This window comes from Sphingomonas trueperi (assembly GCF_040545665.1).
GTDB lineage: Bacteria > Pseudomonadota > Alphaproteobacteria > Sphingomonadales > Sphingomonadaceae > Sphingomonas > Sphingomonas trueperi_B.
In genome coordinates this window covers 1,383,165-1,405,801 of the sequence record NZ_JBEPMH010000001.1, presented here as the reverse complement: position 1 = coordinate 1,405,801, position 22,637 = coordinate 1,383,165, and the positions used below count along the sequence as shown (strand labels likewise).

Here is a 22,637-nt window from a genome sequence, read left to right as displayed (position 1 = left end):
CCCAAGCACTGGTAACCCATCGTTCGCATCCCCAAATGCGGCTTGGGTAGACTCGTGCCGGGCGCCGGGCCGATGGACACTTTTTGTTCTCGCGCAAACCCGGCTGGTGCTACGATCGCTACCGTGCCCCGAGTCGGTTGTTGCGTAACGCAGAAGACAGGGGTCCGAGGTATGGAATTCAGAGATAGTGAGACCAGCGTGAACGAGACCGCCACCATCGAAGCCGCCCCCGCCAGCAAGGCGCTCGACAGCAAGGCGATCGTGCCGCAGCCCTATCCGGTGGAGGTCGATCATGCGCGCGACGCGCTGCTCACCGATTTCGGCAAGGAGACGCTCAAGGACCGCTATCTCCTCCCCGGCGAAAGCTATCAGGACCTGTTCGTCCGCGTCGCCTCGGCCTATGCCGACGACCAGGCGCACGCCCAGCGCCTGTACGACTATATCTCCAAGCTGTGGTTCATGCCGGCCACCCCGGTGCTGTCCAACGGCGGCACGGGCCGCGGCCTCCCGATCAGCTGCTATCTGAACTCGGTGCCGGACAGCCTGGACGGCATCGTCCAGACCTGGAACGAGAATGTCTGGCTCGCCTCGCGCGGCGGCGGCATCGGCACCTACTGGGGCAGCGTGCGCGGCATCGGCGAGCCGGTGGGCCTCAATGGCAAGACCAGCGGCATCATCCCGTTCGTCCGCGTGATGGATTCGCTCACCCTCGCGATCTCGCAGGGCTCGCTGCGGCGCGGCTCGGCGGCCTGCTATCTCGACATCTCGCACCCCGAGATCGAGGAGTTCCTCGAGATCCGCAAGCCCTCGGGCGACTTCAACCGCAAGGCGCTCAACCTGCACCACGGCGTGCTGATCCCCGACGCGTTCATGGAAGCGGTGCGCGAGGGCGCCGAATGGCAGCTGAAGAGCCCGAAGGACGGCTCGGTCCGCGCGACCGTCGATGCCCGCGCGCTGTTCCAGAAGCTGGTCGAGACCCGCCTCGCCACCGGCGAGCCGTACATCGTGTTCTCGGACCACGTGAACTCGACCATGCCGAAGCACCACCGCGATCTGGGCCTCAAGGTCTCGACCTCGAACCTGTGCTCGGAAATCACGCTGCCCACCGGCCGCGACCATCTCGGCAACGATCGCACCGCGGTGTGCTGCCTGTCCTCGCTCAACCTCGAGACCTGGGACGAGTGGAACAAGGACAAGCTGTTCATCGAGGACGTGATGCGCTTCCTCGACAATGTGCTGACCGACTATATCGAGCGCGCGCCCGACGAGATGGCCCGCGCCCGCTATTCGGCGGCGCGCGAGCGCTCGGTGGGCTTGGGCGTGATGGGCTTCCACAGCTTCCTCCAGGCGCGCGGCATTCCGTTCGAAGGCGCGATGGCGAAGAGCTGGAATCTCCGCATCTTCAAGCATGTCAGCGCACAGGTGAACGAAGCCTCGATGGCGCTCGCCGTCGAGCGCGGGCCCTGCCCGGATGCGGCCGACATGGGCGTGATGGAGCGCTTCAGCTGCAAGATGGCGATCGCGCCGACCGCGTCGATCTCGATCATCTGCGGCGGCACCAGCGCCTGCATCGAGCCGATCCCGGCCAACATCTACACTCACAAGACGCTCAGCGGCTCCTTCTCGGTGCGCAATCCGTATCTGGAGAAGCTGCTCAAGGAGAAGTCGAAGAATTCCGATGCGGTGTGGAACTCGATCCTCGAACAGGGCGGCTCGGTCCAGCACCTCGACTTCCTGACCCCGGAAGAAAAGGACACCTACAAGACCAGCTTCGAGATCGACCAGCGCTGGATCCTCGAACTGGCGGGCGATCGCGCGCCGTTCATCGACCAGGCGCAGTCGCTCAACCTGTTCATCCCGGCGGACGTGGAAAAGTGGGACCTGCTGATGCTCCACTTCCGCGCCTGGGAGCTGGGCATCAAGTCGCTCTACTATCTGCGCTCCAAGTCGGTGCAGCGCGCCGGCTTCGCGGGCGGGGTCGAGGCCGACAACACGATCGAGAAGCCCAAGTTCGATCTGGGTGAATCGACCGACTACGACGAATGCCTGGCCTGCCAGTGAGGAAACGGGATGGAGGAACGCGGCGCCTCTGAAAATCCCTCTCCCCCTGTGGGAGAGGGAGGGGCCCACGCTGCGCAGCAGCGTGGGAGGGTGAGGGGGAAAGGTGGAAGCCTGTCCCGCGGCAATGCCGACGGCCTCACCAAGCGCCAGCTTCTTCCGTCCACTACCGCTACCCGATCGCGCGCGCTTCGCCGCGACGCGGGCCCCGTCGAACGGACATTATGGGCAGCGCTACGTCGCGCGCTGCCGCACGCAAGGTTTCGCAGGCAAGTGCCGATGGGTGTCTATCACGCCGATTTCTGTTCGCATGGCGCGAAGCTGGTCGTCGAAGTCGACGATGCGACGCATGCCGTGCGTCGGGATCGCGACGCGGTGCGCACGCGGTTTTTGAATGTCGAAGGTTATCGCGTGCTGCGCTTCTGGAACAACGAGGTGATGACAAACCTCGACGGCGTGCTCGCGGAGATTGCGCGGCATGTGGATGCCGGGGGCCAAGCGTGAACCCGCGTCCCCCTCACCCTTCCGCCGCTTCGCGGCTCCCTCCCTCTCCCACAAGGGGAGAGGGAGCAGGTCGTCGTTTTTCCCTCTCCCCTTGTGGGAGAGGGAAGGGGCCCGCCGCCGAAGGCGGTGGGAAGGGTGAGGGGGATACGGTCCTCCCCCACCCCACACCCTCAAGCCTCTTCTTCGAACAGTTCGACCGCGACATCGGCGTTGGCCGAGAGGCGGACCTTGTCGCCCTCGACTTCGGCGACCAGGCCGCCCGGGAGGTAGTGGTGGTGCCCTTCATGGCTGCCGGTGGCACCCTCGACCTGGGCAGCAGAATCCTTCTTGGTGAGCTTGATGCGGTCGCCATCGACATGGTCGACGGTGCCGACATGGACGCCGTCGGCGCCGATGACTTCCATATGTTCCTTGATCGCGCTGAGATCTGCCATGGGTATTCTCCTGCTAGGGGTTCGCGCACCGAACGCACGCGGTCGCGAAACGATGCACGCTGCCCCAAGGGACGTCAGCCATACGCAGGGATAGCCGCGTGAAGATCCGCGCCCTCTTCGCCTTCACCGCCCTCACCCTGCTGGCCGCCTGCGCGCACCAGGTGCCGAGCGCCGTCGCCCCGCAGGCACCGGGCTTCCTGCTCGGGCTGTGGCATGGCTTCATCTTCCCCGTCGCCTGGGGGCTGTCGCTGATCTTCCCGGAGGTCGCGGTCTATGCGGTGCCGAACAATGGCGGCTGGTATGATTTCGGCTTCTTCATCGGGGTGGTGTTCCTCGGCATCGGCGCGCAGGGTGGCCGCAAGGTCGTCTATCGCGAGCGCATCGTCATGCGCGATGGGATGAAGACCGTTCGTGGACGCGTGATCGACCAATGACCCGTACCCTCGCCCTCCAGGCCGGCCTCGGCATCGCATCGGGCACGGCAGGACTGATCGTCCTCCTCCGCCCTTCGGCGGCGCGATGGCTGCTGCGCTTGGAGGCCAGCGAGCCGGCGACCTATGCGCTGCGGATCGGCGGCATGATGCTGGTCGCGCTCGGCCTGTTCCTCACCGGCTTCGCGCTGGCCTTTGCGAGTGCGGGAGGGGTGGCGTGAGCCTCTTCTTCCACATTCCTCCCCTGCAAGGGGAGGTGGCAGGCCGCAGGCCTGACGGAGGGGTGTCCCCGCTGCGGGCACTCGCCTTCGTCACCGGCCGGGACACCCCTCCACCGCCCTGCGGGCGGTCCCCCTCCCCCTCCGGGGGAGGATCCTAGTTTTCTCGTTTCTACCGTATCTGACGAATACCTGCCGGAGTACCCCAGATGTCGCTTCTCGAAGCCCGCAAGACCTACAAGCCCTTCGAATATCCCTGGGCCTATGAATATTGGAAGCGCCAGCAGCAGGTCCACTGGCTGCCGGAAGAAGTGCCGCTGGGCGAGGATTGCCGCGACTGGGCGCAGAAGCTGACCGATCACGAGCGCAACCTGCTCACCCAGATCTTCCGCTTCTTCACCCAGGCGGACGTGGAAGTGCAGGATTGCTACCACGAAAAATATGGCCGCGTGTTCAAGCCGACCGAGATCAAGATGATGCTCACCGCCTTCTCCAACATGGAGACGGTGCACATCGCGGCGTACAGCCACCTGCTCGACACGATCGGCATGCCCGAGACCGAATACAGCGCCTTCCTCCAGTACAAGGAGATGAAGGACAAGCACGACTATCTGAGCACCTTCGGCGTCGATACCGACGAGGATATCGCCAAGACGCTGGCGATGTTCGGCGGCTTCACCGAGGGCCTGCAGCTGTTTGCCAGCTTCGCGATGCTGATGAACTTCCCGCGCTTCAACAAGATGAAGGGCATGGGCCAGATCGTCACCTGGTCGATCCGCGACGAGAGCCTGCACTGCGAAGGCATCATCAAGCTGTTCCACACCTTCTGCAAGGAACGGAACTGCATGACGCCGAGCGTGCGCGACGACATTCTGGACATGTGCCAGAAGACCGTGCGCATCGAGGACGCGTTCATCGATCTGGTGTTCGAAATGGGCCCGGTGAACGGCATGACGCCCAAGGACATCAAGAAATATGTCCGCTTCATCGCCGACTGGCGCCTGGGCCAGCTGGGCCTGAAGCCGATCTACATGATCGACGAGCATCCCCTGCCCTGGCTCGCCCCGCTGCTCAACGGCGTCGAGCACGCCAATTTCTTCGAGACGCGCGCCACCGAATATTCGAAGGCGGCGACGCGCGGCCAGTGGAACGAGGTGTGGGACAGCTTCGACAAGCGCCGCCAGGCCAAGACCACGTCGGTCGCCAACGAAGATGCGATCGAAGGCGACATGTTCGCCAAGGCGGGGATCGCGGCGGAGTAAGTTGGGGCCCTCTTCTTACCCCCCCCCCGCTTGCGGGAGGGGTAGGGGAGGGTGTGTGCTGGAAGCGAGGGCTGGCGCTGAAGAAGCGCAGAGTATCCAGGGGAGAGTTGCGTGGAGGGGACTGATGTCAGCGGATCGCCCGCTACCCTCACGCACCCTCCCCTAACCCTCCCGCAGGCGGGAGGGGGATTTTAGAAGAAGAACGGGTTTACCCCAGCGCGGCGACGAACGCCCGCGCATTGGCGCCGACCTGCTCGGCGGTCATCCCCACCTTGTAGAGCGCCGACCCCAGGCCGAAGCCCGGCGCGCCGGCAGCCTGCCACGGCGCCATCGTGTCCGGCGACACGCCGCCCACGGGCAGGATCCGCGCCTCGGTCAGCACCGCGCGCATCGCCTTGAGCACCGTCGGGCTCGCCGCCTCGGCCGGGAACAGCTTGAGCGCGGTCGCGCCCGCGTCGAGCGCAGCGAAGGCCTCGCTCGGGGTCAGGATGCCCGGCAGCGAGACGAGCCCCGCCGCCGCGCTCGCGCGGATCACGTCGAGGTTCGCGTTGGGCGAGATGATCATCGTGCCGCCGGCGTCCGCCACGGCCTGTACCTGCTCGACCCGCAGCACCGTGCCCGCGCCGATGATCGCGCGGCCGGCGAAACGCTTGGCGAGGCGCGACACGCTCTCCAGCGGGTCCGGCGAGTTCAGCGGCACTTCGATCAGCGTAAAGCCGGCCGCGACCAGTTCGTCGCCGATGGCCTCGACCTCGTCGGGCTTCACGCCCCGGAGGATCGCGATCAGCGGGCAACGGGCGAAGGCGGCGTCGAATTCGGCAACGTGGTTCATGCAATCTGCTCCGCAATGGCAAGGATTCCCGCGACGAACGCGTCATGGCTGCTGGCGATGACCGCCTCGCGCCCATGCGCGCCGATCGCGGCGGCATAGAGGCCGCCCAGCATCGGGTCGGCCAGGATATGGACGGTGTCGTGCCCGGCATGCGCCAGCCGCGCGGCGACGTCGCTGCCGATCAGCAGGCCGCTGGCGAAGGCCGCCGCGTCGGCATCGTCGCGCACGCCCAGCATCTTGGCGGCGCGGATGCCGAAGAGCGAGGCGGCGAGGTCGCGCTTGCGCCCCTCCTCCACACCCGCATGGAAAGCGGGGCCGACATGCACCTCGCCGCCGAGCTGCGCGGCAAGCAGGCCTTGCTTGCGCAGCGTGGCGAACAGCTCGCCGGTCATCGCGGTGGTGAAATCGGCGATGCGGCCATCCGCCATCTCGACCCATTTGCAGTGCGTGCCGGGCTGGACGAGCAGCGCATCGGCGGGCGCCAGCCCCGCGCGCACCGCGCCGAGCAGCTGGACTTCCTCGCCGCGCATCACGTCAGGTCGGCCGGTCACCAGGGTCGAGACTCCCGGCACGATCGCGCTGCGTTCCTCCACCCAGAGCAGCCCACCGGCCAGTTCGGCGATCCCTGCGGGCGCCGCGACATAGGGCGCCGGCGCCCAGCCGATATTGGCGCCGACCATGCCCGCCATCAGCAGCGGCAGGTCACCGTGGCGCGCACGGATGCCCGCTGCCTCGGCGCCGAAGTCGGTCACCGAGGTGACGCCCTTGTCGTCGCGCTCGGTGTGGCGGACCTCACCGCCCTCGATCAGGAAGACGCGGCGGTTGGTCGTACCCCAGTCGACCGCGAGGAAGGCGCCCGAGAAGCTTACCACCATGTCGCGTACAGCCCGATGAGGATGAGGACGATCACCGCCGCGGCGATGTTGAAGCCGGCAGTGGTACGGAAGCGCACGCCTTCCATGCGGATGCGGTTGCTGCCCCCTGCCGCCGGCCGCGCGAGCGAGACGATCACCGCCAGCGCCAACGACGCCAGGAACACGATGCCCATGCGGTTGATGAACGGTATCGCGTTCAGCGCCTCGATCCCGCCCCACTTGGCCGGGAACCAGAAGACGAAGCTGAGCACCACCGAGGCGACCGCGCCGACCAGCGCCCCCGCCTCGGTCGCGCGCGGCCAGAACAGGCCGAGTAGGAAGATGACGGTAATCCCTGGCGTCACGAAGCCGGAGAATTCCTGGATGTACTGGAAGGCCTGGTCGAGGCTGCCGAGCAGCGGCCGCGCGGTGAACATTGCGATGATGATCGAGACCACCGCCGCGATCCGGCCGACGCGCACCAGATGCGTTTCATAGGCAGCCTTGTCGGCGCCGTCTTCAGCGCGCGTCTGCACGCCCTTGAGCTTGGCGTAGATGTCGAGCGTGAAGATGGTGGCGATCGAGTTGATCTTGGACGCGGTCGACGCGATGATCGCCGCGATCAGCGCCGCGAAGACGAGGCCGAGCAGCCCGGTCGGCAGCAGCGCCATCATCGTCGGGTATGCCTGGTCCGGCTTGGCGAGGTTGGGCGCCAGCACCACCGCGGCGATGCCCGGCAGCACGATGACGACCGGCATCAGCAGCTTGAGGAAGCCGGCGAACACCACGCCGCGCTGCGCCTCCGCCAGGCTCTTCGCCGCCAGCGCACGCTGGATGATATACTGGTTGAAGCCCCAGTAGCTCAGGTTGGCGATCCACATGCCGCCGACCAGCACGGCGATGCCGGGCAGATCCTTGTAGTGCGGGTTGTCGGGCGAGAGGATCATGTCGAAATGATCGGGCACGCGCCGCGTCAGTTCCTGGAAGCCGCCGATCACGCCGCTGTCGCCGCCGATCTTGGTCAGCGTCAGGTACGCGACGACGAGGCCGCCCAGCACCAGCAGCGTCACCTGGACGATATCGGTCAGTGCCACCGCCTTGAGGCCGCCGCGCAGCTGGTAGAGCAGCGCGAACGCGCCCAGCCCGATCAGCGCCACGTCCTGGTTGACGCCCGCCACCTGGGTGACCGCGATCGAGCCCAGCCAGATGATCGAGGTGAGGTTCACGAACACGTAGAGGATCAGCCAGAACACGGCCATCACCGTCCGGATGGTCGGCCCGAAGCGCTGCTCCAGGAACTGCGGCATCGTGTAGATTTCGTTGCGCAGGAAGATCGGCAGGAAGAACTTGCCGACAATCAGCAGCGTCAGCGCCGCCATCCACTCATAGGATGCGATGGCGAGGCCGATGGCATAGCCCGATCCCGACATGCCGACGATCTGTTCGGCGGAAATGTTCGCCGCGATCAGCGAGGCGCCGATCGCCCACCAGGGCAGGTTCTTCGAGGCGAGGAAATAGTCGCTCGAATCCTTGGTGGCGCCCGCCTTGTCGCGGCTCACCCATTGCGCGAGGCCGAAGATGCCGATCGCATAGACGATCACCACGATCAGATCGATGTTGGATAGACTCATGCCCACTCCTGCCGGTGCCGGCGCGAACGGCATGGCCCGCGCGTCTTGCCCCTCCCCGCCCCAATGCAGGGTTCGACCAATCATTTATCTTATTTATCGGGGTTGTCCAGCAACGCGGCTTGAGTACCATGGGTGCAACGATGCGGACGTGCGCAGCTTCGCACGGACACGAACAGGAAAGCAATTGCGAGGATGTCCACCTCTCCTTCCCTCCCTGCCGATGCGGTCCGTTCGGGGCTGGGCCGCAACCTTACCTATGGCATGCTCGACGCGCTGGGCCGCGCGATCGTCACCGGCCGCTACGAGACCGAGCCCTTCCCCACCGAAGCGGAGCTCGCCAAGCAGCACGGCGTCAGCCGTTCGGTGACGCGCGAGGCGGTGAAGATGCTCACCGCCAAGGGCCTGCTGAGCGCGCGGCCGCGGCAGGGCACGGTGGTGCAGCCGGCCTCGTCGTGGAACCTGTTCGACACCGACGTGCTGCGCTGGCTGCTCGAGCGGCAATTCTCGGTCGACCTGTTGCGCCAGTTCAGCCAGCTGCGCATCGCGATCGAGCCCGAGGCGGCGGCGCTGGCGGCGCAGTTCGGCACCCCCGAGGATCTGCAGCGGATCTCCGCCGGACTCGCGCGGATGGAAGCGGCGGAGCGCGGGCTCGACGACACGCTGGATGCGGACATCGCCTTCCATGTCGCGGTGCTGCGCGCCTCGGGCAATCCCTTCTACGCCCAGTTCCGCGACATGGTGGCCACCGCGCTGCGCACCTCGATCCGCTTCACCAACCGGATCAAGGGCCGCAGCGCGAGCGTGGCCGACCATGCCGCGGTACGCGACGCGATCGCGGGGAAGGATTCCGCCGCCGCGCGCATCGCGATGCAGACGCTGATCGGCGACGTGGTGGAGCTGATCGAGACGTCAACGGGTGCGGAAGCGGCGGTGTAGACCAGCCTGTCCCTCCCCTCGAAGAGCGTTGAACGCGCGTCCCCCTCACCCTTCCGCCGCTTCGCGGCTCCCTCCCTCTCCCAAAGGGAGAGGGACTTCCACCCCTCTCCCTTTGGGAGAGGGAGGGGCCCATCGCGCAGCGATGGGAGGGTGAGGGTGGCATCCAGATGCGATCCCCTCCCCACCAAGAGAGATCGCCAAACCTCAGGGGATCAGCCGGTCCGCGCGGAGCCGCTCGAACAGCGCGAAGAAGGCGTCGTCGGTCGGCTGATAGGCGGTGAAGCCAAGTCTGCGGCTCTTCGACATGTCGGTGACCACCTCGATCGGCCGGCCGAGATCCGCATCGGTATGCCAGGGCGAGGCGAGGCGCGCGAGGTCGGGCTCCGCCAGCCCTTCGCGCGCGGCGATGTCGCGCCAGAGATCGGCATCGCCCGCCATCTGCTGTTCGAGCGGCTGGACACTGCCGTCGAACGGCGCGGGCTCCAGCCCGAACCATGCGGCGATGCGCGCCCACATCCATTGCCAGCGGAAGACGTCGCCGTTGACGACGTTGAACGCCTGGTCGACCGCCGCCGGTGTCTCCGCCGCCCAGAGCAGATGCAGGGCCAACTGGCCCGCATCGGTCATGTCGGTGAGCCCGCTCCACTGCGCGGCCGAACCCGGGAAGCGGAACGCGCGGCCGGTCTCGCGGCACAGGGTCGCATAGACCGCGAGCGTGGTGCCCATGTTCATCGCGTTGCCGACCGCCTTGCCGATCACGGTGTGCGGGCGGTGCACACTCCAGCTGAAGCCGTCTCGCTCGGCGGCGGCGAAGACCTCGTCCTCCTGGGCGTAATAGAAATTGTCGACATCGAGCCGGCCCTGCTCCTCGCGGAACGGCGTCTGCGGCAGGCTGCCCTTCCCGTACGCCTCGAACGGCCCGAGATAGTGCTTGAGCCCGGTGACCAACGCGACATGGCGCGGGCCCGTCGGCTTGGGCAGCCCGTCGAGCAGGTTGCGCACCATGGCAGAGTTGACCCGGATATTCTCCGCCTCGCTGTCCTGCCGCAGCCAGGTGGTGATAAACACCGCATCGGGGTTGACGCCCGCCAGTGCCTGCGCCGTCGCCGCCGCATCGGTGAGGTCTGCCGCGATCGGCGAAACGCCCGCCTGTTCGACGGGTCGGCGCGCCAGCCCGTGCACCGTCCAGCCCTGCGCCACCAGCAGGTCCGCCGTTGCGCTGCCGACGATGCCGCTTGCGCCCACTACCAAAGCCGTCTTGGCCATTTCTGCCTCCATAAAGCGTTGGAGGCCGAGCTAGGCAGCCGCACGCGCGGCTTCTAGACGGCACCAAATCGGAACCTAGGCACCAAGAGGTACCCATCTATGCGGCCAGGCACGGCGGATTCGGAATGGCGGGAGGATTGCGCACCGCGCCGCGTACTGGCGCTGTTCGCCACCAAATGGACGAGCATGGTGCTCCACACGCTCCACACCCGCCATGGCGGCGCGGCGCGCAGCGGCGTGCTGCTGCGCAGCCTGCCCGGCATCTCCAAGAAGATGCTGACCCAGACGCTGCGCGAGATGGAGGAAGTGGGGCTGGTCGACCGGATCGTCCAGAACGCGGTGCCGCCGGCGGTGGAGTACCGGCTGACACCGCTGGGCGACCGCTTCGTCGAGCCGGTCGAACTGCTCTATGCCTGGGGGCGCGACAATGCCGATGCGCTAGACCAGCTCGGCAGCCGGCCCACCGCCCGTCGGGCCTGAGGCTGGGACATTCCTCCAGTCGTCATCCCGGCGGAAGCCGGGATCCATTCGCCACTCGGCTGCAGCACGAGCCTCTACGGAGGCGCCAATGGATTCCGGCTTTCGCCGGAATGACGAAGGGAGGGTAGTCGCCGCGACCGCTCAGTGGCTGTCGCGCGGCAGGCCCTTGGTCTGCGCGATGCGCTGATACTTCACCGCGCTTTCGAACACCGCGCCGCCGTCGAACTGGCCGACCAGCCCGCGATGGATTTCCTGCCACGGCGTCTGCGATTCGGGCACGTAATCGATGCCGAGTTCCGCGCGGCGTTGCGCCAGTTCCTCGTCGCTGACCAGCATGTTGGCGCTACGCGTGTTGAGATCGATGCGGATCCGGTCGCCGGTGCGGACCAGCGCGAGCCCGCCGCCCACCGCCGCCTCGGGCGCGGCGTTGAGGATCGAGGGGCTGCCGCTGGTTCCCGACTGGCGACCGTCGCCCAGGCACGGCAGCGCATGCACGCCCGCCTGGATCAGCGCCACCGGCGGGCGCATGTTGACCACTTCGGCGCCGCCCGGATAGCCGACCGGCCCCGCCCCGCGCATGATCAGGATGCTGTTCTCGTCGATGCCGAGCGCGGGATCGTCGATCCGGTGGTGATAATCCTCGGGCCCGTCGAACACGAAGGCGGTGCCTTCGAACGCGCCAAGGTCGTCGGGGTTGGAAAGATAGCGCGCGCGGAACTCGTCCGAGATCACGCTGAGCTTCATCACCGCATTATCGAACAGATTGCCCGAGAGCACGGTCAGCCCCGCCGCCGGCCGCAGCGGCGTGGCGAGCGGGCGGATCACGTCGTCGTCCTCGATCTCGGCGGTGCCGATATTTTCGCCGATGGTGCGGCCGTTGACGGTCAGCGCGTCATTGTGGAGCAGCCCGGCGCGGTATAGTTCGCCCATCACCGCGGGCACGCCGCCAGCGCGGTAGAAATCCTCGCCCAGATAGGTGCCGGCCGGCTGCAAATTGACCAGCAGCGGCACGTCGGCGCCGTGCGATTCCCAGTCCGCCAGCGTCAGATCGACGCCGATATGGCGGGCGATCGCGTTCAAGTGGATCGGCGCGTTGGTCGAGCCGCCGATCGCGGAGTTGACCCGGATCGCGTTGAGGAACGCCTCGCGGGTCAGCACGTCGCTGGGCTTGCGATCGGCCAGCGTCATCTCGACGATCTGGAGGCCGGTGCGATAGGCGCATTCGGCGCGGTCGCGGTACGGCGCCGGGATCGCGGCCGAGCCGGGCAGCGACATGCCGAGCGCCTCGGCCATCGCGTTCATCGTCGTCGCGGTGCCCATGGTGTTGCACCAGCCGGTCGACGGCGCGGACGACGCGACGAGCTGGATGAAGCCCTTGTAATCGATCTCGCCCGCCGCGAGCATCTCGCGCGCCTTCCACACGATCGTGCCCGAACCGGTGCGCTCGCCCTTGAACCAGCCGTTGAGCATCGGGCCGACCGACAGCGCGATCGCGGGGATGTTCACGGTCGCCGCCGCCATCAGGCAGGCCGGGGTCGTCTTGTCGCAGCCGATCGTCAGCACCACGCCGTCGATCGGATAGCCGTACAGCGTCTCGACCAGGCTGAGATAGGCGAGGTTGCGATCGAGCCCCGCGGTCGGGCGCTTGCCGGTTTCCTGGATCGGATGGGTCGGAAACTCGATGGCGATGCCGCCCGCCTCGCGGATCCCCTCGCGGACGCGCTTGGCGAGTTCGAGGTGATGGCGGTTGCAGGGGCTGAGGTCGCTGCCGGTCTGGGCGATGCCGATGATCGGCTTGCCCGACTGCAATTCCTCCAGGCTCAGCCCGAAGTTGAGGTAGCGCTCGACATAGAGCGCCGTCATGTCGGGGTTATCGGGATTGTCGAACCACGCCCGCGAGCGCAGCGCCGCGCGACGAGTTCCAGCTTCTTCGGTCATGATTCCTCCGCTACGGCGCAGTTTCAGGCGTATCTGCGGCTCTTGATAACCGCGGGCTACGCCCATAGGAAGCATATATATCTTATAAAAGGATGGCCTGATATGTCGGAGCGGATTCGTCTTGGGTTGGTAGGCATCGGCAAGATCGCGCGCGATCAGCATCTGCCGGCGCTGGAAGGCGATGACCGTTTCGAGCTGGTCGCCACCGCCAGCCGCAACGCCTCGGTCGACGGCGTCGCCGCGCACAAGGACATCGAATCGCTGATCGCCGGCGGGCACGATCTCAGCGCCGTGTCGCTGTGCACCCCGCCCGAAGGCCGTTACGACCAGGCGCGCATCGCGATCGAGGCCGGCCTCAACGTGATGCTGGAAAAGCCGCCGGCCGCGACGCTCACCGAGATCGCCGACCTCGCCGAGCGCGCCCGCGCTAAGGGCGTGACGCTGTTCACCACCTGGCATTCGCGCGAGGCCGCCGGGGTCGAGCCGGCCAAGGCGTGGCTGGAAGGCAAGCAGATCACCGCCGCGCGGATCACCTGGCGCGAGGACATCCGCCGCTGGCACCCGGGACAGGAATGGATCCTCGCGGCGGGCGGCTTCGGCGTGTTCGATCCGGGCATCAACGCGCTGTCGATCGCGACCAAGATCCTGCCCGACGCGCTGCTGCTCGACCAGGCCTGGATGGAAGTGCCCGAGGGCCGCGCCTCGCCGCTCCGCGCCAAGCTGCACATGCGCAGCGGCGGCGCCGCGGTGACCGCGGACTTCGACTTCCTCCAGACCGGTCCGCAGACCTGGGACATCGAGGTCGACACCGATGCCGGCACGCTGCGCCTCGGCATGGGCGGCAGCATCCTCCAGCTGCCGGGCGCGGACGAGCAGAAGGCGCCCGATCGCGAATATGCCCGCCTCTACGCCCGCTTTGCCGAGCTGGTAGCTGCGGGTGAGAGCGACGTCGACGTCCGCCCGCTCCAGCTGGTCGCCGATGCCTTCCTCGTCGGCGAACGCACGATCGGCGAGACCTTCGCCTTCTGAACCCCGCCGGCGCCCGCTTGCCTGGGCGCCGGCAGTTTCGATCCATCCCGCACAGGTCGCTACGCCGTTCGACATATTTTGCGACAACCTTTTTGTGGCACCACGGAAACGTGCCATCTAATGGCGAGTTTGGCAGTGACCGGTGGTCCGGCATTCCTCGGGCCACCCCTAAGCGGGTTCTGAAATTTGAACGCTCCGACCAGCTATGGCCGTTCGGGCCTGATCGTGTTTGCATCGGCCCTGCTTCTCGCCGCGTGCAGTTCCGGCGACGGTGGCGGCAAGCAGCAGGCCGGCGGCCGCCGCGGACCCTCGGGCCCGCCGCAGGTCGGCTATGTCGTGGTGCAGCCGGGCAGCGTGCCGATGACGACCGAGCTCGCCGGGCGCGTCACCGCCTATCAGTCCTCCGAGGTTCGCCCGCAGGTCGCCGGTATCGTCCAGCGCCGCTTCTTCACCGAGGGCACGATCGTCCACCAGGGCCAGACGCTCTACCAGATCGATCCCAGCCTCTACCAGGCGAGCGTCGCGCAGGCGCAGGCCAACCTGCAGAACGCGCAGGCCAATCTGGAAGCCGCGCGGATCAAGGCCGATCGCTACAAGCCGCTCGCTGCAATGCAGGCGGTGAGCCAGCAGGATTATACCGACGCGGTCGCCGCATCGCGCCAGGCCGCGGCGCAGGTCGCCCAGCAGCGTGCCGCGCTGCAGACCGCGCAGATCAACCTGCGCTTCACCAAGGTGCCGGCCCCGATCACCGGCCGGATCGGCCGCAGCCTCGTCACCGAAGGTGCGCTGGTCACCACCAACCAGACCGATCCGCTGACCACCATCCAGCGGCTGGACCCCATCTATGTCGACATCCAGCAGTCGAGCGCCGACATGCTCGCGCTGCGCAAGGCGCTCGCCAAAAGCGGAATCACGCCGGCCAGCGCCGCGGTGCGGCTGAAGCTGGAGGACGGCAGCGACTATGGGATGGCCGGCACGGTCGAGTTCTCCGAAGTCGTCGTCAACGAAAGCACCGGCACGGTCACGCTGCGCGCGCGCTTCGCCAACCCGCAGAACATCCTGCTGCCGGGCATGTTCGTCCGCGCGGTGTTCGCGCAGGCGATCGATACCCAGGCCTATCTGGTGCCGCAGGCCGGCGTATCGCGCGATCCCAAGGGCAATGCGACCGTCTATGTCGTCGGATCCGGCAACAAGGCCGAGGCGCGCACCGTCGTCGCCGATCGCACGATCGGGCAGAACTGGGTGATCACGCAAGGACTTGCACCGGGCGACAAGGTGATCGTGCAGGGCACGGCGAACCTCAAGCCGGACATCGACATCAAGCCGGTCCCCGCCAACACGCCGCAGAAGATCGAGCCGCCCAAGAAGGGCCAGGGGCAAGGCGGCGACCCATCCAAGGGCGGCAGCCAGGCCAAGGCGGGCTGAGCCCCCATGTCACGCATCTTCATCGACCGGCCGATCTTCGCCTGGGTGCTCGCCATCATCGTGATGCTGATGGGCCTCGCCGCGATCTTCTCGCTGCCCATCGCGCAATATCCCGACATCGCGCCGCCGCAGGTCAATATCCGCGCCACCTATCCGGGCGCTTCGGCCGAGACGGTGCAGAACAGCGTCACCCAGGTGATCGAGCAGCAGCTGAGCGGCATCGACGGGCTGCTCTATTTCAGCAGCTCGTCCACCTCGCGCGGCCAGGTGACGATCTCGGCGACCTTCGAGAAGGGTACCAACCCGGACATCGCCCAGGTGCAGGTGCAGAACAAGGTGCAGCAGGCGCTCTCCCGCCTGCCCAGCCAGGTGCAGCAGCAGGGCCTGACCGTTACCAAGTCGAACCCCGACTTCCTGATGATCGTCGGCGTCTATGATTCGACCGACCAGAAGAGCAATCTCGACGTTTCGGACTGGCTCGCCTCCAACCTGCAGGATCCGCTGTCGCGCATCGAGGGCGTGGGCGACACCAACGTGTTCGGCGCGCCCTATGCGATGCGCATCTGGCTCAACCCGGCGCGGCTGGCGAGCTATGGGCTGATCCCGAACGACATCATCACCGCGATCCAGAACCAGAATACCGAAATCGCCGCCGGCGAGCTGGGCGGCCAGCCCATGCCGCAGGAGCAGATGCTCAACGCCACGGTGACCTCGCAGTCGCGGCTGCAGACGCCCGAGCAGTTCGCCAACATCATCGTGAAGACCGATTCGACCGGCGCCGCGGTGAAGCTGCGCGACGTGGCGCGCGTCGAGCTCGGATCGGACAATTACAACTCGTCCAGCCGGATCAACGGCCATCCGGGTGCGGGCCTCGCCATCTCGCTGTCGCCGGGTGCCGACGCGCTCAAGACCGCCGACCTCGTCAAGCAGCAGGTCGAGGCGGCCTCGAAGGGCTTCCCGCCGGGCTTCAAATACGCCTACGCCAACGATACCACCGGCTTCATCAAGCTCTCGATCGAAGAGGTCGTGAAGACGCTGATCGAGGCGATCATCCTCGTCGTGATCGTGATGTTCGTCTTCCTGCAGAGCTGGCGCGCGACGCTGGTGCCGGCGATCGCGGTGCCGGTGGTGCTGCTCGGCACCTTCGGCGTGTTCTACGCGCTCGGCTTCTCGATCAACACGCTCACGCTCTTCGGCCTCGTCCTCGCCATCGGCCTGCTCGTCGACGACGCGATCGTCGTCGTCGAGAATGTCGAGCGGCTGATGGAAGAGAATCCGGAGATGACGCCGCGCGAGGCGACGATCCGCTCGATGGACGAGATCCAGGTGGCGCTCGTCGCGATCGCGCTGGTCCTCTCGGCGGTGTTCCTGCCGATGGCGTTCTTCGGCGGGTCGACCGGCGTGATCTATCGCCAGTTCTCGGTGACGATCGTATCCGCCATGGTCCTGTCGGTGCTCGTCGCGCTGGTGCTGAGCCCGGCGCTGACCGCCACGCTGCTCAAGCAGAAGAGCCAGGAAAAGGATATCGAGGACACGTGGTTCGCGCGGCGCTTCCCCTGGGTGGGCCGCGGGCTGACCACGGCCAAGACCAAGTTCAACAACGGCTTCGATCGCGGCGTCGAGCGCTACACCGGCTGGGTGCAGGCGGTGATCGACCGCAAGTGGATCTTCCTGCTGCTCTATGTCGCGGTGTGTGCGCTGCTGGTGCTGATGTTCGTCCGCCTGCCCACCGGCTTCCTGCCGACCGAAGACCAGGGCGCGGCCTCGCTGCAGATCCGCCTGCCCGCCGGCGCCACCATGTCGCGCACCCGCGAGGTGCAGCTGGCGGTGGAAAAATACTTCCTCACCAAGGAAGCCAAGAACGTCTCGGTGATGTTCTCGGTCGCGGGCGGCGGCGGCGGTGGTGGTCCCGCCGGCCAGAATACCGGCCAGGGCTTCCTCAACTTCGCCGACTGGTCCGATCGCAAGGGGCAGGCGAACAGCGCCGACGGCATCGTCAATCGCGCCTCCGCCGCCTTCCGCAACTTCCGCGATGCGCAGGTCTTCGCGCTGGTGCCGCCGGCGATCCGCGGCCTCGGCCAGTCGACCGGCTTCACCATGGAGCTGCTCAATGCCAGCGGCATGCCGCGCGAGCAGTTCCTGGCGGCACGCGACAAGCTGCTCGCCGCCGCGATGGCCGACCCCGAGCTTGCCGCGGTCCGCCTGACCGACCTGCCCGACGTCGCCACGCTCAAGGTCAACCTCGACCAGCAGAAGCTCGCCACGCTCGGGCTGTCCCAGGCCGATGTGAACTCGACGCTGTCGACCGCCTGGGGCGGCCGCTACGTCAACGACTTCATCGACCGCGGCCGCGTCAAGCGCGTCTATGTGCAGGGCGACGCGCCCTATCGTTCGGAGCCGAGCGACCTCGCCCAGTGGTTCGTCCGCAGCAGCAACGGCCAGATGGCGCCGTTCACCTCCTTCGCATCGACCAGCTGGGCGACGGCGCCGACCTCGATGGCGCGGTTCAACGGCGTCCAGTCGTTCGAGTTCAGCGGCCAGGCGGCACCGGGCAAGAGCTCGGGCGAGGCGATGAAGCGCATCGCCGAGCTCGCCGCGCAGATCCCCGGCACCAGCGTCGCCTGGGCGGGCCTGTCCTACCAGGAACGACTCTCCTCGGGCCAGGCGCCGCTCCTCTACGGCGTGTCGCTGCTGGTCGTGTTCCTGTGCCTCGCCGCGCTCTATGAAAGCTGGTCGATCCCAATCGCGGTGCTGCTCGTCATTCCGCTCGGCCTGGTCGGCGCGATCTTCGCGGTGACGCTGCGCGGCTTGCAGAACGACGTCTATCTGCAGATCGGCCTGCTCACCACCATGGGCCTGGCTGCGAAGAACGCGATCCTGATGATCGAGTTCGCCGAACAAGCGGAGAAGCAGGGCAAGCGGGTGATCGAGGCGGCGCTGGACGCAGCACGGATCCGCCTCCGCCCGATCCTGATGACCAGCCTCGCCTTCATCTTCGGCGTGCTGCCGCTCGCCATCTCCACCGGCGCGGGTGCCAACAGCCGCGTCGCGATCGGCACCTCGGTGATCGGCGGGATGCTCACCGCGACGATCCTCGCCATCTTCTACATCCCGCTGTTCTTCGTGCTCGTCCGCCGCGGCGTGCGCGACGGCCTGGCCGCGCTGCGCAACCGCCGCCATCGCAACACCCCGGAGGCCCAGGCATGAAGCGCGCGCTGACGCTCCTCACCACCGTCGCGCTCGCCGGCTGCTCGATGGCGCCCAAGGACGTGCGCCCCGCGGCGCCGGTCCCGCCGAGCTGGCCGGTGGGCGATTCCTACCTGCGGACGAGCGAGGCCACCCTCCCCGCGCTCACCTGGCGCGAGGTGTTTCGCGACGCCCGGCTGCAGAAGCTGATCGAGCAGGCGCTGGCCAACAATCGCGACCTGCGCGTGGCGGCGGCGAACATCGCCGCGGCGCGGGCGCAGTACCAGATCCAGCGCGGCGCGCAGCTGCCCCAGGTCGATACTAGCCTCGGCATCACCGAGCGACGCGGCAACGTGAACAATGTCGGCAACGGCCTCGGCAATGGCACTGGCAACACCGGCAATACGGGCAACACCGGCGGGAATGTCGGAAACGTCGGCAATGCCGGCGGCGGCCTCCGTACCAACTATTCGACCCAGGTCGGTATCACCGGCTTCGAGCTCGACCTGTTCGGCCGCCTCGCCTCGCTCACCCGCGCGCAGCAGGACACCTATTTCGCCACTGAAGCCGGCGCCCGCGCGACCCGGCTGACGCTGGTCGGCGACATCGCCACCGCCTGGCTCACCTATGCCTCGGACGCGAGCCTGCTTGCCGTCGCGCAGCAGACCGCGAAGAGCGCCGAGGACAGCGTCCGCCTCACCCGCGCCCGCCTCGAAGGCGGCGTCGCCCCGCGCACCGATCTCCGCCAAGCCGAGCAGACGCTCGCCACCGCGCAGAACGACGTCGCCCGCCAGACGAGCCTGCTGGCGCAGGACGTTAACGCGCTGCGCCTGCTCGCCGGATCGGAAATCGACCCGGCGCTGCTCCCCGCCTCGATCGAGGAGGCGGCGCCGACCATCGCCGCGGTACCGGCGGGGCTCGATTCGAGCATCCTGCTGCGCCGCCCCGATGTGGTGCAGGCCGAATATCAGCTACGCGCCGCCAACGCCCAGATCGGCGCGGCGCGCGCGGCGCTGTTCCCGCGGATCAGCCTCACCACCGTGCTCGGCTTCGCGAGCACGGCGCTTTCCAGCCTGTTCGACGGCGACGCCTTCACCTGGCAGGCAGGCGGCACCGGCAGCTATTCGATCTTCCGCGGTGGGGCGGCACGCGCCAATCTGCGGTTCACCGAAGCGCAACAGCAGGCCCAGGTCGCCAATTACGAGCGCGCGATCCAGACCGCCTTCCGCGACGTCGCAAACGCGCTGGCGGTGCGTGGCACGATCGACGCCCAGCTCCGCGCGACCCAGCTGCAGGAAGAAGCGGCGGCGGATACCTATCGGCTGAGCGAGGCGCGCTATCGGGGGGGCATCGACACCTTCCTGCAGAGCCTGGTCTCGCAGCGCTCGCTCTATGCGGCACAGCAGCAGCTGGTGACGGTGCAGCTCACCGCCGCGACCAACCGGGTGAACCTCTACCGCGCGCTCGGCGGCGATTCGCAGCTGGAGGTGACGCGCGAGGGGCCGCAGCCGGTGGACCCGTCCGGAACCGCGGCAACGCCGGGCAGTTGACCGCACGCCCCTGCTTGTGGCAGGCGCAATCCAAGCGGGCGGGTATAGCACAATGGTAGTGCAGCAGCCTTCCAAGCTGAATACGCGGGTTCGATTCCCGCTACCCGCTCCACCGGACCAAGCATGACAGCCGATCCCACCCCGCTCGCAATTTATGTGCATTGGCCGTTCTGCGTGTCCAAATGCCCCTATTGCGATTTCAACAGCCATGTCCGCGAAAGCGTCGACCAGGCGCGGTGGCGCGATGCGCTGCTCGCCGATCTGGCGCATGAAGCGGCGGCGCTGCCGGGGCGGCGGCTGGGCTCGATCTTCTTCGGCGGCGGCACACCCTCGCTGATGCCCCCCGAGACGGTAGCCGCGATCATCGACGCGGCTGCCAAGGCCTGGACGTTCGAGGACGGCATCGAGATCACGCTGGAGGCGAACCCCTCCTCGGTCGAGGCCGCGCGCTTCGCCGATATCGCTAGCGCAGGCGTGAACCGCGTGTCGCTGGGGCTGCAGGCGCTCGACGATGACGCGCTGATCTTTCTCGGCCGCGCGCATGGCGTCGACGAGGGCCTAGCGGCGCTGGCGACCGCGCAGTCGGCCTTCGATCGCGTTAGCTTCGACCTGATCTATGCCCGCCCGGGCCAGTCGCTGGACGCCTGGGAGGCCGAGCTGCGTCGCGCGATCGGCTTCGGCACCGAGCATCTTTCGCTCTACCAGCTGACCATCGAGCCCGGCACCCGCTTCGCGACGCTGGCGGCCAAGGGGCAGTTGACGATCCCCGATGCCGATACCGGCGCCGACCTGTTCGAGATGACCCGCGCGATTACCGCCGCGGCGGGGCTGCCGGCCTATGAGATTTCCAACCATGCCCGCCCGGGCGCGGAGAGCCGGCACAACCTCACCTATTGGCGCTACCGCGACTATGCCGGGGTCGGGCCCGGCGCGCATGGCCGCCGCGGGGGGCTCGCGACGCTGCGCCACAAGAAGCCGGAGAACTGGCTCGCGGCGCTCAATCGCAACGGCCATGGCATGGAGCGCGAAGACCGGCTCGACCCGGCCGATCGCGCGATCGAGGCGCTGCTGATGGGGCTGCGGATCGGTGAGGGTATCGATCTCGACCGCATCGCCGTGCTGGCCGATGGTACGCCGCCGATCGATACGAGGGCGCTCGACCGTATCGTGCAGCAAGGGCTGGCCGCGCGAGAGGGCAGCCGGCTGCGGGTCACCGAGGCGGGCATGCCGGTGCTCGAAGCAATCCTACGCGAGATCGTGGCCTAAACCCAGCAAACGTCATCCCGGCGAAAGCCGGGATCCATTCGCCACTCGGTATCGGCAAAAGCCGCGACGGTGACCCCAATGGATCCCGGCTTTCGCCGGGATGACGGCCTTGGAGAGTGACGGGCGCTTAGTTCGCGCTCGCCGGCGCCGCCGACACGGTGACGATCGACCCGTCGCGCACTTCTTGCACCTCCAGCGCGCGCGCGGCGACGCCGTCGCGGCCGAAGCGGAAGGCGCCGTCGACGCCGCCGAAATCATGGTCGACCAGCATCGGGGCCGGGAAGTCGGTGTTGTTCTTCCAGTCGCGCGCGATACGCACGGTCAGCAGCACCGCGTCATAGCCGAGCGCCGACAGCCGGTACGGCGCCGCGCCGAAGCGGTTGCGGTACTTCACCGCATATTGCCGGTACACGCCGTCGGGCACGCTGGCGAACCACGAGCCGTTGAGCACCGGCCGGCTGGCGATCGCCGAATCGGTGTTCCACAATTCGGTGCCGAGCACGCGCGCCGCCTTGCCCGCACCCGAACGGCGGATCGCCGGCACCGCCAGCGTCGCCGAACCGGCGCTGCCCGCGATCAGGATGGCCTGGTAGGGCACGCCCGAAAGCTTGGCGATCGCCGCGTTCATCGAGCCCGGCCGCGCATCGTAATTCTGCATCGACAGCACCTTGCCGCCGGCGCTTTCCACCGCGCGGAGGAACGCGGTCGAGCTGCGCTGGCCGTAGACGCCCGAGGGAATCAGCCCGGCGAACTGGGTGATGCCGTTGCCCTTGGCATAGTCCACCACCCGCTCGATCGACTGCGTCGGCGAATAGCCGAGCAGGTAGACGCCGTTGCCCGCCGCGCTGGCATCGTTGGAGAAGCTGAGCACCGGCACCCGCGCCTTGCGGGCGATCGGCGCGACCGCACGGGCGTCCTCGCCGAGCAGCGGCCCGAGGATCAGCTTGTTGCCCTCGGCCACCGCGCGTTCGGCCGCGGCGACCGCCCCGCCCGGGCCGGCGGTGTCGTAGCTGGTGATGCGGATCGCATCGGTGTTGGTGTCGAGGATCGCCAGCTGCGTCGCGTTCTGCAGCGAGCGGCCGAGCCCGGCATTGGTGCCGGTCAGCGGCACCAGCAGCGCCACGCGGTGGCGCGCGACGTCCTGCGGCAGCCCCTGCTGGATCGGCGTGTTCGGACGCTCGGCCGGGCGCTCGGCCGGCGCGGTCGGCGCGGTCGGCGGACCGCCGCGCGGCGCGACGCAGGCGCTTGCCAGAAGGGCCAGACCGGTCACGGCCAAACGAAGGGACGCGATGCGTCCCGGTTGCGATTTGCCGCTGCCCTCTGCCATGACACTCCCC

General features: G+C 67.6%; 19 protein-coding genes and 1 tRNA gene. 13 read left to right on the top strand and 7 right to left on the bottom strand.

The window, feature by feature from the left end; genetic code table 11:
• The first annotated feature begins 171 nt into the window (after positions 1–171).
• Together ABIC65_RS06620 and ABIC65_RS06615 are read left to right on the top strand one after the other, a co-directional pair.
• Positions 172–2,061: a ribonucleoside-diphosphate reductase subunit alpha gene (locus tag ABIC65_RS06620; RefSeq protein ID WP_315380127.1), complete on the top strand. Its 1,890-nt coding sequence runs from the start codon at positions 172–174 to the stop codon at positions 2,059–2,061.
• A gap of 9 nt (positions 2,062–2,070) precedes the next feature.
• The gene (locus tag ABIC65_RS06615; RefSeq protein WP_354307622.1) at positions 2,071–2,562 is read left to right on the top strand and encodes an endonuclease domain-containing protein; all 492 of its coding nucleotides are present in this window, start codon (positions 2,071–2,073) and stop codon (positions 2,560–2,562) included.
• 170 nt (positions 2,563–2,732) lie between these two features.
• Here the strand turns inward: ABIC65_RS06615 and ABIC65_RS06610 are convergent, their stop codons facing one another.
• Positions 2,733–2,996, bottom strand: a complete 264-nt coding sequence (locus ABIC65_RS06610; RefSeq protein WP_354307621.1) for a DUF2171 domain-containing protein — start codon at positions 2,994–2,996, stop codon at positions 2,733–2,735.
• A 98-nt stretch (positions 2,997–3,094) separates the two neighbouring features.
• On the opposite strand from ABIC65_RS06610, the gene ABIC65_RS06605 reads away from it, so the two are divergent.
• The 3 genes from ABIC65_RS06605 (at position 3,095) to ABIC65_RS06595 (ending at position 4,907) form a co-directional block, all read left to right on the top strand.
• Complete coding sequence (locus tag ABIC65_RS06605) at positions 3,095–3,430, top strand: hypothetical protein (RefSeq protein ID WP_354307620.1); 336 nt, start codon at positions 3,095–3,097, stop codon at positions 3,428–3,430.
• On the top strand, positions 3,427–3,648 hold the full coding sequence (locus ABIC65_RS06600) for a hypothetical protein (protein ID WP_354307618.1): 222 nt from the start codon (positions 3,427–3,429) through the stop codon (positions 3,646–3,648). The genes ABIC65_RS06605 and ABIC65_RS06600 overlap by 4 nt, the downstream gene beginning before the upstream one ends.
• A 206-nt stretch (positions 3,649–3,854) precedes the next feature.
• Positions 3,855–4,907: a ribonucleotide-diphosphate reductase subunit beta gene (locus ABIC65_RS06595; RefSeq protein ID WP_354307617.1), complete on the top strand. Its 1,053-nt coding sequence runs from the start codon at positions 3,855–3,857 to the stop codon at positions 4,905–4,907.
• A 208-nt stretch (positions 4,908–5,115) separates the two neighbouring features.
• Here ABIC65_RS06595 and ABIC65_RS06590 read toward each other — a convergent pair whose 3' ends face one another.
• Genes ABIC65_RS06590 through ABIC65_RS06580 form a run of 3 tightly spaced genes read right to left on the bottom strand, consistent with a single transcriptional unit; the run spans position 5,116 to position 8,224 of the window.
• The gene (locus ABIC65_RS06590; RefSeq protein WP_354307615.1) at positions 5,116–5,739 is read right to left on the bottom strand and encodes a 2-dehydro-3-deoxy-6-phosphogalactonate aldolase; all 624 of its coding nucleotides are present in this window, start codon (positions 5,737–5,739) and stop codon (positions 5,116–5,118) included.
• Complete coding sequence (locus ABIC65_RS06585; protein ID WP_354307614.1) at positions 5,736–6,614, bottom strand: 2-dehydro-3-deoxygalactonokinase; 879 nt, start codon at positions 6,612–6,614, stop codon at positions 5,736–5,738. The genes ABIC65_RS06590 and ABIC65_RS06585 overlap by 4 nt, the downstream gene beginning before the upstream one ends.
• Positions 6,605–8,224 (bottom strand): sodium/sugar symporter, encoded by a 1,620-nt coding sequence (locus ABIC65_RS06580; RefSeq protein WP_354307613.1) that lies wholly within the window; start codon positions 8,222–8,224, stop codon positions 6,605–6,607. Before ABIC65_RS06580 ends, ABIC65_RS06585 begins: the two co-directional genes overlap by 10 nt.
• Positions 8,225–8,416: 192 nt before the next feature.
• Here ABIC65_RS06580 and ABIC65_RS06575 point away from each other — a divergent pair, with 192 nt between their 5' ends.
• A complete protein-coding gene (locus ABIC65_RS06575) occupies positions 8,417–9,160 on the top strand; it encodes a FadR/GntR family transcriptional regulator (protein WP_354307611.1) in 744 nt (247 codons plus the stop codon).
• A 204-nt stretch (positions 9,161–9,364) separates the two neighbouring features.
• Here the strand turns inward: ABIC65_RS06575 and ABIC65_RS06570 are convergent, their stop codons facing one another.
• On the bottom strand, positions 9,365–10,426 hold the full coding sequence (locus ABIC65_RS06570; protein WP_354307610.1) for an SDR family oxidoreductase: 1,062 nt from the start codon (positions 10,424–10,426) through the stop codon (positions 9,365–9,367).
• 99 nt (positions 10,427–10,525) lie between these two features.
• On the opposite strand from ABIC65_RS06570, the gene ABIC65_RS06565 reads away from it, so the two are divergent.
• On the top strand, positions 10,526–10,906 hold the full coding sequence (locus ABIC65_RS06565) for a winged helix-turn-helix transcriptional regulator (protein ID WP_354307608.1): 381 nt from the start codon (positions 10,526–10,528) through the stop codon (positions 10,904–10,906).
• 141 nt (positions 10,907–11,047) lie between these two features.
• On the opposite strand, the gene ABIC65_RS06560 is transcribed toward ABIC65_RS06565, so the two are convergent.
• Positions 11,048–12,844 (bottom strand): IlvD/Edd family dehydratase, encoded by a 1,797-nt coding sequence (locus ABIC65_RS06560; protein ID WP_354307607.1) that lies wholly within the window; start codon positions 12,842–12,844, stop codon positions 11,048–11,050.
• A gap of 102 nt (positions 12,845–12,946) precedes the next feature.
• Between ABIC65_RS06560 and ABIC65_RS06555 the strand changes: the two genes are divergently transcribed.
• From ABIC65_RS06555 to hemW, 6 genes are all read left to right on the top strand, one after another.
• Positions 12,947–13,873 carry a Gfo/Idh/MocA family protein gene (locus tag ABIC65_RS06555; RefSeq protein ID WP_354307606.1) on the top strand — a complete coding sequence of 309 codons (927 nt, stop codon included), beginning with the start codon at positions 12,947–12,949 and terminating at the stop codon, positions 13,871–13,873.
• A 186-nt stretch (positions 13,874–14,059) separates the two neighbouring features.
• Positions 14,060–15,298: an efflux RND transporter periplasmic adaptor subunit gene (locus tag ABIC65_RS06550; protein ID WP_354307604.1), complete on the top strand. Its 1,239-nt coding sequence runs from the start codon at positions 14,060–14,062 to the stop codon at positions 15,296–15,298.
• Between the two features lie 6 nt (positions 15,299–15,304).
• Positions 15,305–18,505, top strand: a complete 3,201-nt coding sequence (locus ABIC65_RS06545; RefSeq protein WP_354307603.1) for an efflux RND transporter permease subunit — start codon at positions 15,305–15,307, stop codon at positions 18,503–18,505.
• A complete protein-coding gene (locus ABIC65_RS06540) occupies positions 18,502–20,034 on the top strand; it encodes an efflux transporter outer membrane subunit (protein ID WP_354307602.1) in 1,533 nt (510 codons plus the stop codon). The genes ABIC65_RS06545 and ABIC65_RS06540 overlap by 4 nt, the downstream gene beginning before the upstream one ends.
• A gap of 38 nt (positions 20,035–20,072) precedes the next feature.
• Positions 20,073–20,146: transfer RNA gene (locus ABIC65_RS06535), tRNA-Gly, on the top strand.
• Between the two features lie 11 nt (positions 20,147–20,157).
• A complete protein-coding gene (hemW, locus tag ABIC65_RS06530) occupies positions 20,158–21,300 on the top strand; it encodes a radical SAM family heme chaperone HemW (protein ID WP_354307601.1) in 1,143 nt (380 codons plus the stop codon).
• 127 nt (positions 21,301–21,427) lie between these two features.
• On the opposite strand, the gene ABIC65_RS06525 is transcribed toward hemW, so the two are convergent.
• Positions 21,428–22,627, bottom strand: a complete 1,200-nt coding sequence (locus tag ABIC65_RS06525) for a penicillin-binding protein activator (RefSeq protein WP_354307600.1) — start codon at positions 22,625–22,627, stop codon at positions 21,428–21,430.
• Between the last annotated feature and the right edge of the window lie 10 nt (positions 22,628–22,637).